The following is a 14,305-nucleotide window of genomic DNA, read 5'->3' as shown; positions in this document are numbered from 1 at the left end:
CGATGTCTGTCGAGGCCGGTCGGCCGCGGACGATGAGGTGGGGTTCGATGAACGCGCCGTACGACGGTGACCGCGTGCATGGCGCGGGCGGGACGGGCGCCGACCGTGGTGTGCCCCCGGAGACGGGGCCGGACGGGACGGTGCCGCCCGACCCGTACCTTCAGCACGCCTACGACTACGACCCCTACCGGGCGCAGGATCTGGCCGCCCAGGACCCGGTCGGCGAGGCCCTGTACGACCGGGCGGCCCACCCGCCGCCGCCCCCGGGCACGTACCAGGAGCCGCAGCCGCTCTACCAGCAGCCTCCCGCCGCCCAGTACCCCCCCGACCCCCGGGTGTGGGCCCCCACACCCGCACCGGAGCCCGCAGGGCCCTCCCGGAACCTCCCCTACGGCGACGATGCCCGGACGACCCAGTTCGTGGGGGTCGACGACCTGGTCACCCGTGCCTCCGAGGACGAGGAGGAGCAGGACGCCTTCGCCCACCTCTTCCGCGACCAGGAGCGCCCCGGAGGCCGGCACGCCGGCCACCCGGAGCAGGAGCCCGCCCGCGAGCCGGCGCCGCAGAAGAAATCAGGGGGACGGGCTTCGGGGCTGCTCCGGTCCAGTGCCCTGATGGCGGCGGGAACACTGGTCTCTCGGCTCACCGGATTCGTCCGGAGCCTGGTCATCACGGCGGCGCTCGGCGCCGTCCTGCTCGGCGACAGCTTCACCATCGCCTACACGCTCCCGACGATGATCTACATCCTCACCGTCGGCGGCGGCCTCAACTCGGTGTTCGTCCCCCAGCTCGTCCGCTCCATGAAGGACGACGAGGACGGCGGCGAGGCGTACGCCAACCGCCTGCTCACCCTGGTGATGGTCGCGCTGGGCGTGATCGTGGCCGCCGCGGTGTTCGCCGCGCCACTGCTCATCCGGCTGATGTCGCTCTCGATCGCCAACGATCCCGACGCCAACAGCGTGGCCGTGACCTTCGCGCGCTACTGCCTGCCGACGATCTTCTTCATGGGCGTCCACGTCGTGATGGGCCAGATCCTGAACGCGCGCGGTAAGTTCGGCGCGATGATGTGGACCCCCGTCCTCAACAACATCGTCATGATCGCCACGTTCGGCCTCTTCATCTGGGTCTACGGCACCTCGGCCGAGTCCCACATGGGAGTGGAGACCATCCCGCAGGACGGCGTGCGGCTGCTGGGCATCGGAACCCTCCTCGGGCTGACCGTGCAGGCCCTGGCGATGATCCCGTACCTGCGCGAGGCCGGTTTCCGCTTCCGGCCGCGCTTCGACTGGAAGGGCCACGGCCTCGGCAAGACGGTCAAGCTGGCCAAGTGGACGGTGCTCTTCGTCCTTGCCAACCAGGCCGGCGTCCTGGTCGTCACCCAGCTCGCCACCTCGGCCGGGAAACTCTCCGGCCAGGACGGCACCGGCTTCCTCGCCTACTCCAACGCGCAGCTCATCTGGGGCATGCCGCAGGCGATCATCACGGTCTCCGTCATGGCGGCCCTGCTGCCCCGCATCTCGCGGGCCGCGCACGACAACGATCCCGGTGCGGTCCGCGACGACATCTCCCAGGGCCTGAGGAACTCCGCCGTCGCCATCGTGCCGGTCTCCTTCGCCTTCCTCGCGCTCGGCCTGCCGATGTGCACCCTGCTCTACGGGTCCAGCGGGTCCGAGGCGTCCCGGTCGATGGGCTTCATCCTGATGGCCTTCGCGCTGGGTCTCATCCCGTACTCCGTGCAGTACGTCGTGTTGCGCGGCTTCTACGCCTACGAGGACACCCGCACCCCGTTCTACAACACGGTCATCGTCGCGGCCGTCAACGCCGCCGCCTCGGCCCTCTGCTACGTCGTGCTCCCGGCCCGCTGGGCGGTGGTCGGCATGGCGGCGTCCTACGGCCTCGCCTACGCGGTCGGGGTGGGCGTCGCCTGGCGCCGGCTGCGCAACCGGCTCGGCGGCGATCTGGACGGCGCCCTCGTCGTGCGTACGTACGCCCGGCTCTGCATGGCGGCGATCCCGGCCGCACTGGTCGGAGGCGTCGTGGGGGTCGCGCTCCTCGAACTCCTCGGCGAAGGTGTGTTCGGATCGATCGTCGCGCTGATCTGCGGCGGTCTGCTCCTGCTGGGCATCTTCTTCGGCGCGGCCAAGAAGATGCGGATCGAAGAGGTGAACGGCCTGCTGGGTATGGTCCGGGGACGGCTCGGCCGCTGAACGGGCACCGCCGCACACAACCATCGCCGGTCTCCGTGTGTCGTGCATAGCGCCGGAGTGTGGGCACAATTGGCGTGACTGTGAGCAGAGCTGGCTGGCATCGCGCAACGGATGGGGAGGCAGGAACGACCGTGGCGGAACGAAGCACGGCTGCCGTCGACGTGGCCGACAACGGCGGCGACGAGCCGCTGACCGCCACGGCGGACGAGCCCACGACCGACGGAACGGCTGAAGCCGGGAACGCGGCGGGTGAGACCTCCCCCGGCGTGGACGGCAAGAACACCGGTCTCCCCGCGGAGCCCTCGGCACCCGACCTGCACAGCGGCCACAAGCTGGCCAAACGGTACCGACTCGAAGAGTGCGTCACGCGGCTGGACGGGTTCAGCAGCTGGCGCGCGATGGACGAGAAGCTCCGGCGCGCGGTGGGCGTCCACCTCCTCAGCGCGAACCACCCCCGCGCCCGGCCCGTCCTCGCGGCGGCCCGCTCGTCGGCGCTGCTCGGAGACCCGCGGTTCGTACAGGTGCTGGACGCCGTGGAGGAGGGCGACTTCGTCTACGTCGTCCACGAATGGCTTCCGGACGCGGTCGAACTGACCGCGTTGCTCGCCGCGGGCCCGATGGAGGCGCACGACGCGTTCCAGCTCGTCGCTCAGCTCTCCCAGGCCATGGCGGCGGCACACCGCGAAGGGCTGGCCCACCTGCGCCTGACTCCGGGCGCCGTGCTGCGCAGCTCCACCGGGCAGTACCGCATCCGCGGCCTCGCCGTGGACGCCGCTCTGCGCGGCATCACCGCCGAGCGTCCGCTGCGTACGGACACCGAGGCGATCGGCGCCCTGCTGTACGCGGCGCTCACTCAGCGGTGGCCGTACGAGAACGACGCCTACGGGCTCGTCGGCCTGCCCAAGGGGATGGGCCTCATCGCTCCGGATCAGGTCCGGGCGGGTGTCCACCGCGGCCTCTCCGAGCTCGCCATGCGCGCGCTCGTGAACGACGGTGCCACGGCCTCACGGCAGGAACCGCCGTGCACCACCCCCGACGAACTGGCCAAAGCCGTCGCCGCGATGCCCCGCATCCTGCCCCCCGAGCCGACCTTCGCCGCTCCGCCCGAGTACCAGCGGACCACCTACCAGCAGGGCACCTACGGGCGTCCCTCCGCACGGCTCGTCCAGACGGCGCCGGTCATGGCCGTGCCGCCGGCCCCGCTCGAGAGTCGCACCGGCAGGGCCCTGAAGTGGGCCGTCTCCGCGCTCCTCATCGCCGCGCTGGGTCTCGGCAGCTGGCAACTGGCCGAAGCCCTCCTGGACGGCAAGAAGGACACCGGGGAGACCGACACCACCCGCACGACGGACAGCGACAGCACCGACAAGAACGTCCTCGTCTCCGGCAAGCCGGTCACCATCGTCGACGCCGACGATTTCGACCCCCTGGGCACCGACGGAGGCGAGAAGCCGGAGCTGATAAAGAACCTCTTCGACGGCGACTCCGCCACCTCCTGGTACACCCAGACCTACTACACCGCCAAGTTCGGCGGCCTCAAGACGGGCGTCGGAGTCGTGCTCGACCTCGGCAAGGTCCAGCAGGTCGGCTCGGTGAACGTCTCCTTCCTCGGTGGCACCACCTCGGTCGAGCTCCGCACCACCGAGAAGGCGTCGATTCCGTCCATGCCCGACGGCTTCACCACGGTGGCCGACGGTTCGGGGACGGACGTGAAGCTCACTCCCCAGCACCCCGTCCAGGCGCGGTATCTTCTCGTCTGGCTCACGGAACTGCCCGGCAGCGGGAAGGATTACCGCGGCAAGGTCACCGAGATCAAGGTCACCGGCTGACGGACGGATACAGGGGGCGGGGGCTCACCGTTGGACGACGACAGATTCGCCGGCACCGACGACCAGGAACTTCTGGCCCAGCACGTGGCGGGCGAGCCGGACGCCTTCGGTGAGTTGGTGCGCCGGCACCGGGACCGCCTGTGGGCCGTGGCGCTGCGGACGCTCGGGGACCGGGAGGAGGCGGCGGACGCGGTCCAGGACGCCCTTGTCTCCGCGTTCCGGTCCGCGCACACCTTCCGGGGACACTCCGCCGTCACCACCTGGCTGCACCGCATCACCGTGAACGCCTGTCTGGACCGGGCCCGCAGAGCCGCCTCCCGGAAGACCTCTCCCGTGGACACCGCGGAACGCCTCGATCAGCTGGTGGAGCCGCACGAGTCGGCCGAGGCACCGGCCGAGCGCCAGGACCTGCACCGTGAACTGCTGACCGCACTCTCTACGCTCCCTCCCGACCAGCGGGCCGCCTTGGTCCTCGTGGACATGCAGGGGTACCCCGTCGCGGAGGCCGCCCTGATGCTCGGCGTGCCCACCGGTACGGTGAAGAGCCGCTGCGCCCGGGGACGAGCCCGGCTCCTGCCTCTGCTGACTCATCTGCGCGGCCCCGGCACGGAGGACACTCCGGTGCGCGGCGGCCCGCCCGGAGCCGAACGGAACCGATCGCGCGGTCCATCCGTCCCACGGGCGGCGGGGCCGAGAGACGCAGAAACGGATGATCCTGCCGCAGTGCGGGGCGGAGGCGGACACGCGTGACATCCACGACCGGTACGACCCAGCACCCTGACGTCCCGGAGATCTCGGCCTTCGGTGAGGATCTGCTCCCCTCCGACCGGGCCGCCCAAATCCGGCTGCATCTCCTCACCTGCGCGTCCTGTGCCGAGGTGCACTCCTCACTGGAGGAGATCCGGTCCTTGCTCGGCACGACGCCGGCACCGGGACCGATGCCCGCCGACATCGCCGGACGGATCGAAGCGGCTCTCGACGCGGAGGCGCTTCTCGGTGCCTCCGCCCCGGCGGGCATGTCGAGAGAGAGCAGCGATGTTTCACGTGAAACATCGCGGCTCGCATCGGTTCGCCCCCTCCGGGAGCAGACCCCCGGCGCGGACTCCGGCACGCTGCGGGAGCGGTCGGCATCCCGCCCCTCCGCCGGGCCGCCCCTCGCTTCAGCGGGCCCCGGCCGCCGCTCCGCGCGGTACCCGCGGCGGAAGGCCGTTCTCGGCGCCGTGTTCGGTGTCGCGATGCTGGGCGTCGGTATCCTCTTCTCCCAGACGGCCGGCACCTCGGACGAGAAGGCAGCTTCCTCGGCCGCCATGGACGCGCCCACCCCCGACCCGGAAGAGGGAGGGAAGTCGTCGGTCTCTCCGGAGTTCACCGAGGCGAACCTCCCGGACCAGGTGCACCTCCTCCTGGGCGCTTCCCCGGCGCCACCGCAGGGGGGGAAGGACGAGGGTCTCGCGCCCTCGGGGGCCCAGCCCTCCGCCCCCGAGGCGATGCGGAAGCCCGACGTCCCCGGCTGCGTGCTGCGCGCACTCGGACATGCGGCCACCGCCCTCGGAGCGGAGGCAGGCGCCTACCAGGGCACCGGTGCCTATCTCGTGGTCGTGCCGCACCCCACGGACGACCGCCTCGTCACCGCCGCCGTCGTCGACGCGGAATGCGCCGTCTCCGACCCCTCCGGTACGGGCTCCCTCCTGCTCACCCACACCTACCCCAGGGCCTGACCCCGAGGAGTCCGCCGTGCGCGGGGAGTATCGGGAATGCACGCCCCGTAGGATCCGTTGGGTGGGGTGAGAGTCGTAGAACCGACCCCATCAGGCAGTAGGAAGCCCGCAGAGACGAGGAAGACACCCGTGAGCGACGTCCGTAATGTGATCATCATCGGCTCCGGGCCGGCTGGATACACGGCCGCCCTGTACACCGCTCGCGCCTCGCTGAAGCCCTTGGTCTTCGAGGGTGCCGTCACCGCCGGTGGTGCGCTGATGAACACCACCGACGTGGAGAACTTCCCCGGGTTCCAGGACGGCATCATGGGTCCCGACCTCATGGACAACATGCGTGCCCAGGCCGAGCGCTTCGGTGCGGAGCTGGTTCCGGACGACGTGATCTCCGTCGACCTGACCGGTGAGATCAAGACGGTCACCGACACGGCGGGCACGGTCCACCGCGCCAAGGCCGTCATCGTGACCACCGGCTCCCAGCACCGGAAGCTCGGTCTCCCGAACGAGGACGCTCTCTCCGGCCGCGGCGTCTCCTGGTGTGCCACCTGCGACGGCTTCTTCTTCAAGGACCAGGACATCGCTGTGATCGGTGGCGGTGACACCGCCATGGAGGAGGCCACCTTCCTCTCCCGCTTCGCGAAGTCGGTCACGATCGTCCACCGCCGTGACACGCTCCGCGCCTCCAAGGCGATGCAGGAGCGGGCCTTCGCCGACCCGAAGATCACATTCGCCTGGGACAGCGAGGTTGCCGGGGTCCACGGAGAGCAGAAGCTGTCCGGCCTGACCCTGCGCAACACCAAGACCGGGGAGACCTCGGAGCTGCCGGTCACCGGTCTCTTCATCGCCGTGGGCCACGACCCGCGCACCGAACTCTTCAAGGGTCAGCTCGACCTCGACGAGGAGGGCTACCTCAAGGTCCAGGCCCCCTCGACCCGCACCAACCTCACGGGCGTCTTCGGCGCAGGCGATGTCGTCGACCACACGTACCGCCAGGCCATCACGGCAGCCGGTACCGGTTGTTCGGCCGCCCTCGACGCCGAGCGCTTCCTCGCCGCTCTGGCGGACGAGAAGCTCGCCGAGCCGGAGAAGACCCCGGCCGTCTGAACCGCTTCACCTCACCCCACCCCCCTGTATGAAGGAGGCCGCCGTGGCCGGCGCGCTGAAGGAAGTTACCGACGCTACGTTCGAGGAAGAGGTCCTGAAGAGCGGCAAGCCCGTTCTCGTGGACTTCTGGGCCGCCTGGTGCGGTCCGTGCCGCCAGATCGCCCCCTCCCTGGAGGCCATCGCGGCTGAGCACGACGAGATCGAGATCGTGAAGCTCAACATCGACGAAAACCCGGATACCGCCGCGAAGTACGGCGTGATGTCCATTCCCACGCTCAACGTCTACCAGGGCGGCGAGGTCGCCAAGACCATCGTCGGCGCCAAGCCCAAGGCCGCGATCATCCGCGACCTTGAGGAATTCATCGTCGCGAAGTAGCGCTCCCTGCCGTGCGCGTGCCACGAGGCCGCCACGGAGCATGTTTCACGTGAAACGGGTCGGCCTCATGAAGAGGCCGACCCGTTCTGCTGGGGCGGGTAAGGGGAGCGGGAGCACACCAAGGCTCCGGCGAGCCAGGCTCCTTCTCTCCGGGACCGTGGTCACAGTGGGCGGAGTACGGGTTCCTTCTGGACCGCTCCGAGGAGCCGGTCCAATGCCAGTTCCACGTCTTCCCTCCACGAGAGAGTCGTACGCAGGTCCAGCCGCAGGCGGGGATGGACGGGGTGGGGACGGACGGTCTTGAATCCCACCGCCAGGAGATGATCCGCCGGGAGCAAGCAGGCCGGTTCCTTCCACCGCGCCTCACCGAACGCTTCGATCGCCTTGAACCCCCGCTGCAACAGATCCTTCGCCACCGTCTGCACCATGGTTCGGCCGAGCCCTTGGCGCTGGTACGCCGGATCGATCCATCCGGTGATCAGCTGTACCGCGTCCGGTGAGACCGGACTGGTGGGGAAGGCGATGGAACGCGGGACGTAGGCCGCAGGGGCGTAGAGCACGTAGCCCACGGGTGTGTCGTCGACGTGGACCAGACGTCCGCAGGACCCCCACTCCAGGAGGACGGCGGAGAGCCAGGATTCCTTCGCCGACTCCGTCGTGCCCTCCGTGATCGCGACGTCGGCTCTGACGGGATCCAGCTCCCAGAACACACAGGACCGACAACGCCGCGGGAGATCCGGAAGGTTGTCCAAGGTGAGCGGTACGAGCCGACGCCCCATGAAGGCGATCCCTCACTTCCCTGGAACACACTGGATGCCCCTTACCGGATCGCATCGTATCCACCCAGACGGAACCCACACCCGGGAACGAGCAAAGGACGGGTCCTGTTCCTCCCCGGAACAGAACCCGTCCTTCTGTGGAGCTGCCGGAGACCGTCAGCCCGCGTCTGGGCCCGCGGCGGGCTTCTGAGCCGGCTTCTCCGCGGTGCCACGATCCAGCACGCGTCCCTCACCCGGAGCGAGGCTGCCGAGGATGCGGTCGAGATCCTCCATCGAGGCGAACTCGACGACGATCTTTCCCTTCTTCTGGCCGAGGTCGACCTTCACGCGGGTCTCGAACCTGTCCGACAGCCGGGAGGCGAGATCGCTCAGCGCGGGGGAGACCAGGCTTCCCGCCCTCGGCCCCTTCGGCTTCGTGGCACGAGCGCTTCCCGACTCGAGGAGTTTGACGATCTCCTCGGTCGAGCGAACCGAGAGTCCCTCACGGACGATGCGACTGGCGAGTTGCTCCTGCGCCTCGGGATCCTCCAACGAGAGCAGGGTGCGAGCGTGCCCGGCGGAGAGGACTCCGGCGGCGACCCGGCTCCGGACCGAGAGCGGCAGTCGCAGCAGCCGCAGGGTGTTCGACACCTGAGGACGCGAGCGGCCGATACGGTCCGCCAGCTGATCCTGGGTGCAGTGGAACTCCTTGAGCAGCTGGGAGTAAGCGGCCGCCTCCTCCAGCGGGTTGAGCTGAGCCCGGTGCAGGTTCTCCAGAAGGGCGTCCAGCAGGAGCTTGTCGTCCTCCGTCTCCCGGACGATCGCCGGGATGCGCTCCAGTCCCGCCTCCCGACTGGCCCGCAGTCGCCGCTCGCCCATGATGAGCTCGTAGCGGTCGGTACCCACCTGCCGCACCACGACGGGCTGGAGAAGTCCCACCTCCTTGATTGAGGTGACCAGTTCGGCGAGCGCCTCGTCGTCGAACACTTCGCGAGGCTGCTGCGGGTTGGGCCGGATCGACTCGGGAAGCAGTTCGGCGAAGTACGCACCGACCGGGGCCGGCTCTTGCTCGACGGGTGCTTCTGCGGACTTGGGCTCCGGTACCAACGGCCTGGCCGAGAGGGTGGACAGCTTCGCGGCAGGCACTCCCCGCTCGGACGGCAGCACCGAGGACGACTGCCCGGCGCCCGAGGTCACGACCTGCTTCTCCACGGGAGCCGCAGGGATCAGAGCCGCCAGCCCACGCCCCAGCCCACGACGACGATCACTCACTGGATGCCCTCCGAAATACTCTGCGGGGTGCTCTGATTGCCCGGGTGGGCGGGGTGGGCCTCGTACCGCACTCCGACGCCCCGCAGGGCGATCTCTCGTGCGGCTTCGAGGTAGGACAGCGCTCCGCTGGAGCCCGGGTCGTACGTCAGCACCGTCTGTCCGTAACTGGGAGCTTCCGAGATGCGCACGGACCTCGGGATGCTGGTGCGCAGCACCTCCTTGCCGAAGTGGCTGCGCACCTCCTCCGCCACCTGCGAGGCGAGGCGGGTCCTGCCGTCGTACATGGTGAGCAGGATGGTGGAGACGTGGAGGTCCGGATTGAGGTGGCCCCGTACCAGCTCGACGTTCTTCAACAGCTGCCCCAGCCCTTCCAGCGCGTAGTACTCGCACTGGATGGGGATCAGTACCTCCGCGCCGGCCACCATCGCGTTGACCGTCAGCAGGCCGAGAGAGGGCGGGCAGTCGATGAGGATGTAGTCGAGCGGCTGCTCGTACGCCTGGATCGCACGCTGGAGCCGGCTCTCGCGAGCCACCAGCGACACCAACTCGATCTCCGCACCGGCGAGATCGATGGTGGCAGGGGCGCAGAAGAGGCCTTCGACGTCCGGGACGGGCTGCACCACTTCGGAGAGCGGCACGCTCTCCACCAGGACGTCGTAGACCGAGGGAACCTCGGCGTGATGGTCGATTCCCAGAGCCGTCGAGGCGTTCCCCTGCGGATCCAGGTCGATCACCAGAACGCGGGCGCCGTGCAGGGCGAGCGAGGCGGCAAGGTTGACGGTCGACGTCGTCTTGCCCACACCGCCCTTCTGGTTGGCGACCACCATGACGCGCGTCCGGTCAGGGCGTGGCAGCCCGTCCCCGGCACGGCCCAGGGCCTCCACAGCCAGCTGTGCCGCGCGGCCGATAGGGGTGTCATCCACGGGCGGCGGTGTTTCACGTGAAACACCGTCCCCCAGGGATTCGGTTCGGGGACCGGGGACCGGATCGGTCATCGGTCCCGCGATGTTGGCGTCGGACCGCAAGGATTCACTCTCCTCGACTTCAGGCTCGCAATGAGCAGAGCCTGCCATGCTTTCGGGGTGGTGAACCAGCGAGGCCCGCTCTTCTGTGGATGACTCCGCCGATGTGGACAACTTGGTAGCTCGTACGGGGTTGCGGTCCCGCGGCGTGGCGGCCGCACGGCCGCGGCCGATGATTCCCTGCAGCAGAGAGCGACGTTTCACGTGAAACACGATGCCTCCGCAGAGCAACTACCCAGCACCGACACTCCGCGTGGAGCGCTCAGGGCTACTTCTGTGGAGCATCGACCGGTCCACCAGGATCGGTCCCCGAGGGCGCGCCCCGAGGGCCCCACGTCCGTCGGAAGGGCGGTCGCAGCGCGTCAGCGCCGCCGACGCGTCCGTCCCACCCGGGCCGCCTTGGCCTTCTTTGCGGCGAACCTCACACCGCCCGGGCTCTCGCCCACCACGACGCGGACCACCGTCGTCGTGGGGTCCACCACGCCCGCCCCCGCGTGCAGGACCTCGGTCTCCACGACGCCGAGCTTGCTCAGCGCGGCGCGCGCACCGTTGATCTCCTCCTCGGCGGCGTCGCCCTTGAGCGCGAGCATCTCGCCGTACGGTCGCAGCAGCGGCACTCCCCAGCCCGCGAGTCGGTCCAGGGGAGCCACTGCCCGTGCCGTGACGACATGGACCGGTGGGATCTTCCCCATGACCTCTTCGGCCCGGCCCCGGACGACCGTCACATGGTCGAGGCCGAGCAGTTCCACGACCTCCTGGAGGAAGTTCGTCCTCCGGAGCAACGGCTCCAGCAGCGTGATCTTCAAGTCGGGACGGACCAGGGCCAGGGGGATTCCGGGCAGCCCTGCGCCGGAACCCACATCACACACCGTCACGTCCTGGGGAACCACTTCGGCGAGCACCGCGCAGTTCAGCAGGTGCCGCTCCCAGAGGCGTGGAACCTCACGAGGACCGATCAGGCCGCGCTTGACGCCCGCGTCCGCGAGCAGCTCCGCGTACCGGACGGCTTCCGGAAGGAACTCGCCGAAAACCGCCTGGGCCGACTCAGGTGCCTGAGGGAGCGCTGCTTCCTCCGTCACGGGGACCGTCCTTCCCTACCGCACTGTGAATGCCTGACCATCAGGCTGACAAAGATCGGCCCCGCCTGCGAACAGACGGGGCCGACAGAACACGTTCCGGTCAGGCCGGAAGAACGACGACGAAGCGCTGGGGCTCCTCGCCTTCGGACTCGCTCCGCAGACCGGCCGCAGCGATCGCGTCGTGCACGACCTTGCGCTCGAACGGCGTCATCGGTTCCAGCCGCACCGGCTCACCGGAGCTCTTGACCTCGTCCGCCGCCTTCGCGCCGAGCACCGCAAGAACCTCGCGCTTCTTCGCCCGGAAGCCCGCGATGTCCAGCATCAGACGGCTGCGGTCACCGGTCTCCCGGTGCACCGCGAGCCGGGTCAGCTCCTGGAGCGCCTCCAGCACCTCACCGTCGCGGCCCACGAGCTTCTGCAGTTCACCCGCCGACTCGCTGATGATGGAGACCGCGGCCCGGTCCGCCTCGACGTCCATGTCGATGTCACCGTCGAGATCAGCGATATCGAGAAGACCCTCGAGATAGTCGGCCGCGATCTCGCCTTCCTGCTCGAGGCGGGTCAAGGTGTCGCTGCCCTCGGCGGCCGTGGAGATGGTGACTTCCGACACGGATGGACTCCTTCTTACTTCTTGGACGGGTGCTTGGGCCGCTGCTGGCCCTTGCGCGGTCCGGACTTGGCTTGGCGTGAGGAGCCCGACGCGGGCTTGCCCGCCGGCTTCGGCTTGTCGTCCTGCTTCTGGAGCGAGGTCGTGGCACCCGGGGTCTCGCCGGGGTGCGGTTCCTTGGCCGCCTCGGCCTGGCCGGTGGCCGTCTGCCGCTGAGCCTTGGTCTGGCGCTTGGGCTGGTGGCGCCGCTGGGCGGTCCCCTCGGCTTCAGTCACCGTCGTCTCGCTCTTCGCCACGGTCCCGTCCTCCTGGGCGGCGAGGCCCAGCTTGGTGAGACCGTTGATGAACTTGCGCTCGATGTCGTTGCGCTCGGTGCCCTTGGCGTAGATGCGCTTGACGGTGTTGCGACGCGTCCGGCCGCGTACCTCGCCGTGCTGGGTGACGCTCTTCAGCAACCGTCCGAGGTACTGGTCCTGGGCCTTGCTGCCCGGGGTCGGGTTCTGGCTGATCACGTACATCTGCTGACCCATGGTCCAGACGTTGGTGGTCAGCCAGTAGACGAGGACACCGACGGGGAAGTTGATGCCCATGACGGCGAAGATCAGCGGGAAGACGTACATCAGCATCTTCTGCTGCTGCATGTACGGGGTCTTCACCGAGAGATCGACGTTCTTCGTCATCAGCTGGCGCTGGGTGAAGAACTGCGAGGCCGACATCATCACGATCATCACGGCGGTGACGACACGGACGTCGACGAGCGAGGCGCCGAGGGCCTGCACCTCGGAGGAGCTGTTCATGAACTTCGCCGCGAGCGGCGCACCGAAGATGTGGGCCTGCCGCGCGCTGTCGAGCAGCGGCTGGTCGATCACGCCGATCGTCTTGCCGTTGGCGATGGCCGCGAGCACGTGGTAGAGGGCGAAGAAGAACGGGGACTGCGCCAGGATGGGAAGGCACGAGGAGAGCGGGTTGGTACCCGTCTCCTTGTACAGCTTCATCATCTCTTCGGACTGACGCTGCTTGTCGTTCTTGTAGCGCTCCTGGATCGCCTTCATCTTCGGCTGGAGCACCTGCATGTTCCGCGTCGACTTGATCTGCTTCACGAAGAGCGGGACCAGGCAGATACGGATCAGGACCACGAGGGACACGATGGACAGGCCCCAGGCCCAGCCCGTGTCGTCACCGAACATCGCCCCGTAGACCTTGTGGAACTGGACGATCACCCACGAGACGGGTGTGGTGATAAAGCTGAACAGACTGGCAATCGTGTCCACTAATCAGGCTCCTTGAGCTTTGGGCGAGGTCTCTGTGGCCGGGCCCGGCAGCACGGCCGACGCCGCTGACGCGGCTGCCGTGTCCCCGGGGGGCACATCAGTGGCGGAGTCCCCGCCCTTGTCACCGCGCAGCGCGTTGCGCAGCAGTTCGTGCCAGCGCGGACGCTTACGCGGAGGGACATGGTCCACACCGCCCGGCGACCACGGATTGCATCGCAGAATGCGCCAGGCGGTCAGCGCCGTTCCTTTGATCGCACCGTGCCGGTCTATCGCCGTGAACCCGTAGTGCGAACACGACGGGTAGTAACGGCAGACAGGACCCAGCAGTGGGCTGATCGTCCACTGGTACAGCTTGATGAGAGCCAGCAGCGGGTACTTCATCGCGCGCCCCCTCCCAGCAACCGCGCGAGGGCGGCGTCCAGGTCTCGGGTCAGCTCGGCGTGGTCGGCATCGCCCGATCCGGGCAACGCACGTACCACGACCAGGCTACCGGGGGGCAGCTGAGCCAGCCGGTCACGGACCAGATGGCGAAGCCGGCGCTTCACAGCGGTGCGGACGACCGCACCACCCACGGCTTTGCTGACGACGAAACCCGCACGCGGTGGGGAAGGGGTCTTCCCCACCGTGTGCGGGTCCGTAGTACCGCTGCGTAGATGGACGACGAGCAGAGGGCGACCGGCCCTGCGTCCTCGTCGTACCGCGGTCGCGAAGTCCTCGCGCCGCCTCAGCCGATTCTCGGTAGGCAGCACGTCATGACCTGTGGGTGATCAGGCGGACAGGGCGCTGCGACCCTTGCCGCGGCGGTTCGCCAGAATCGCGCGGCCGGCACGGGTCCGCATGCGCAGCCGGAAGCCGTGGGTCTTGGCGCGGCGGCGGTTGTTCGGCTGGAAGGTGCGCTTGCTCACTCGGGGGCTCCAGAATAAATCGGGTGATGGCGGGACATCGCCTGGCTGTCACCGTGCGCCCACGAGGGAACTCGCGTAAACGCCTTAGTGCACCGCTTCACAATCACAGATCGTGATCTTTGCCCATCGGAGGCAGGCGGCAGCAGCCATCGACAACTCGACC

At 68.8% G+C, this 14,305-nt stretch carries 15 protein-coding genes; 6 read left to right on the top strand and 9 right to left on the bottom strand.

Features of this window, described 5'->3' with window-relative positions:
- The first annotated feature begins 47 nt into the window (after positions 1-47).
- From murJ to trxA, 6 genes are all read left to right on the top strand, one after another.
- Positions 48-2,207, top strand: a complete 2,160-nt coding sequence (murJ, locus tag PZB77_RS15745) for a murein biosynthesis integral membrane protein MurJ (RefSeq protein WP_275493236.1) — start codon at positions 48-50, stop codon at positions 2,205-2,207.
- Positions 2,208-2,338: 131 nt separating this feature from the next.
- Positions 2,339-4,033, top strand: coding sequence for a serine/threonine protein kinase (locus PZB77_RS15740; RefSeq protein WP_275493235.1), 1,695 nt, complete (start codon positions 2,339-2,341; stop codon positions 4,031-4,033).
- Positions 4,034-4,063: 30 nt separating this feature from the next.
- A complete protein-coding gene (gene sigM, locus PZB77_RS15735; RefSeq protein ID WP_275493234.1) occupies positions 4,064-4,783 on the top strand; it encodes an RNA polymerase sigma factor SigM in 720 nt (239 codons plus the stop codon).
- Complete coding sequence (locus tag PZB77_RS15730) at positions 4,780-5,751, top strand: hypothetical protein (RefSeq protein WP_275493233.1); 972 nt, start codon at positions 4,780-4,782, stop codon at positions 5,749-5,751. Before sigM ends, PZB77_RS15730 begins: the two co-directional genes overlap by 4 nt.
- Positions 5,752-5,880: 129 nt before the next feature.
- Positions 5,881-6,852, top strand: a complete 972-nt coding sequence (gene trxB / locus PZB77_RS15725) for a thioredoxin-disulfide reductase (RefSeq protein WP_275493232.1) — start codon at positions 5,881-5,883, stop codon at positions 6,850-6,852.
- A 43-nt stretch (positions 6,853-6,895) separates the two neighbouring features.
- Complete coding sequence (gene trxA / locus PZB77_RS15720; protein ID WP_275493231.1) at positions 6,896-7,228, top strand: thioredoxin; 333 nt, start codon at positions 6,896-6,898, stop codon at positions 7,226-7,228.
- A gap of 161 nt (positions 7,229-7,389) precedes the next feature.
- Here trxA and PZB77_RS15715 read toward each other — a convergent pair whose 3' ends face one another.
- The 9 genes from PZB77_RS15715 to rpmH form a co-directional block, all read right to left on the bottom strand.
- The gene (locus PZB77_RS15715; protein WP_275493230.1) at positions 7,390-8,007 is read right to left on the bottom strand and encodes a GNAT family N-acetyltransferase; all 618 of its coding nucleotides are present in this window, start codon (positions 8,005-8,007) and stop codon (positions 7,390-7,392) included.
- 156 nt (positions 8,008-8,163) lie between these two features.
- Complete coding sequence (locus tag PZB77_RS15710) at positions 8,164-9,258, bottom strand: ParB/RepB/Spo0J family partition protein (RefSeq protein WP_275493229.1); 1,095 nt, start codon at positions 9,256-9,258, stop codon at positions 8,164-8,166.
- Positions 9,255-10,331, bottom strand: a complete 1,077-nt coding sequence (locus tag PZB77_RS15705) for a ParA family protein (protein ID WP_275493228.1) — start codon at positions 10,329-10,331, stop codon at positions 9,255-9,257. Before PZB77_RS15705 ends, PZB77_RS15710 begins: the two co-directional genes overlap by 4 nt.
- 311 nt (positions 10,332-10,642) lie before the next feature.
- Positions 10,643-11,359 (bottom strand): 16S rRNA (guanine(527)-N(7))-methyltransferase RsmG, encoded by a 717-nt coding sequence (rsmG, locus tag PZB77_RS15700; RefSeq protein WP_275493227.1) that lies wholly within the window; start codon positions 11,357-11,359, stop codon positions 10,643-10,645.
- 100 nt (positions 11,360-11,459) lie between these two features.
- Complete coding sequence (locus tag PZB77_RS15695) at positions 11,460-11,969, bottom strand: R3H domain-containing nucleic acid-binding protein (protein ID WP_275493226.1); 510 nt, start codon at positions 11,967-11,969, stop codon at positions 11,460-11,462.
- Positions 11,970-11,983: 14 nt separating this feature from the next.
- The gene (gene yidC, locus PZB77_RS15690; protein WP_275493225.1) at positions 11,984-13,237 is read right to left on the bottom strand and encodes a membrane protein insertase YidC; all 1,254 of its coding nucleotides are present in this window, start codon (positions 13,235-13,237) and stop codon (positions 11,984-11,986) included.
- A 3-nt stretch (positions 13,238-13,240) separates the two neighbouring features.
- Positions 13,241-13,618 carry a membrane protein insertion efficiency factor YidD gene (yidD, locus tag PZB77_RS15685; RefSeq protein WP_275493224.1) on the bottom strand — a complete coding sequence of 126 codons (378 nt, stop codon included), beginning with the start codon at positions 13,616-13,618 and terminating at the stop codon, positions 13,241-13,243.
- Entirely contained in the window at positions 13,615-13,986 is a 372-nt protein-coding gene (gene rnpA / locus PZB77_RS15680) for a ribonuclease P protein component (RefSeq protein WP_275493223.1), read from the bottom strand. Before rnpA ends, yidD begins: the two co-directional genes overlap by 4 nt.
- An 18-nt stretch (positions 13,987-14,004) precedes the next feature.
- The gene (gene rpmH / locus PZB77_RS15675; RefSeq protein WP_112448007.1) at positions 14,005-14,142 is read right to left on the bottom strand and encodes a 50S ribosomal protein L34; all 138 of its coding nucleotides are present in this window, start codon (positions 14,140-14,142) and stop codon (positions 14,005-14,007) included.
- Positions 14,143-14,305 lie beyond the last annotated feature (163 nt).

The sequence above is a fragment of the Streptomyces sp. AM 2-1-1 genome, from assembly GCF_029167645.1.
In the GTDB taxonomy this organism is placed as follows: domain Bacteria; phylum Actinomycetota; class Actinomycetes; order Streptomycetales; family Streptomycetaceae; genus Streptomyces.
The sequence above is the reverse complement of the archived record's forward strand: the minus strand, read 5'-3'. Positions and strand labels throughout refer to the sequence as shown.

Coding starts and splice junctions, on each gene's coding strand:
- murJ (WP_275493236.1), top strand. CDS start 48: ATGAACGCGCCGTACGACGGTGACCGCGTGCATGGCGCGGGCGGGACG.
- PZB77_RS15715 (WP_275493230.1), bottom strand. CDS start 8,007: ATGGGGCGTCGGCTCGTACCGCTCACCTTGGACAACCTTCCGGATCTC.
- PZB77_RS15705 (WP_275493228.1), bottom strand. CDS start 10,331: ATGGCAGGCTCTGCTCATTGCGAGCCTGAAGTCGAGGAGAGTGAATCC.
- yidD (WP_275493224.1), bottom strand. CDS start 13,618: ATGAAGTACCCGCTGCTGGCTCTCATCAAGCTGTACCAGTGGACGATC.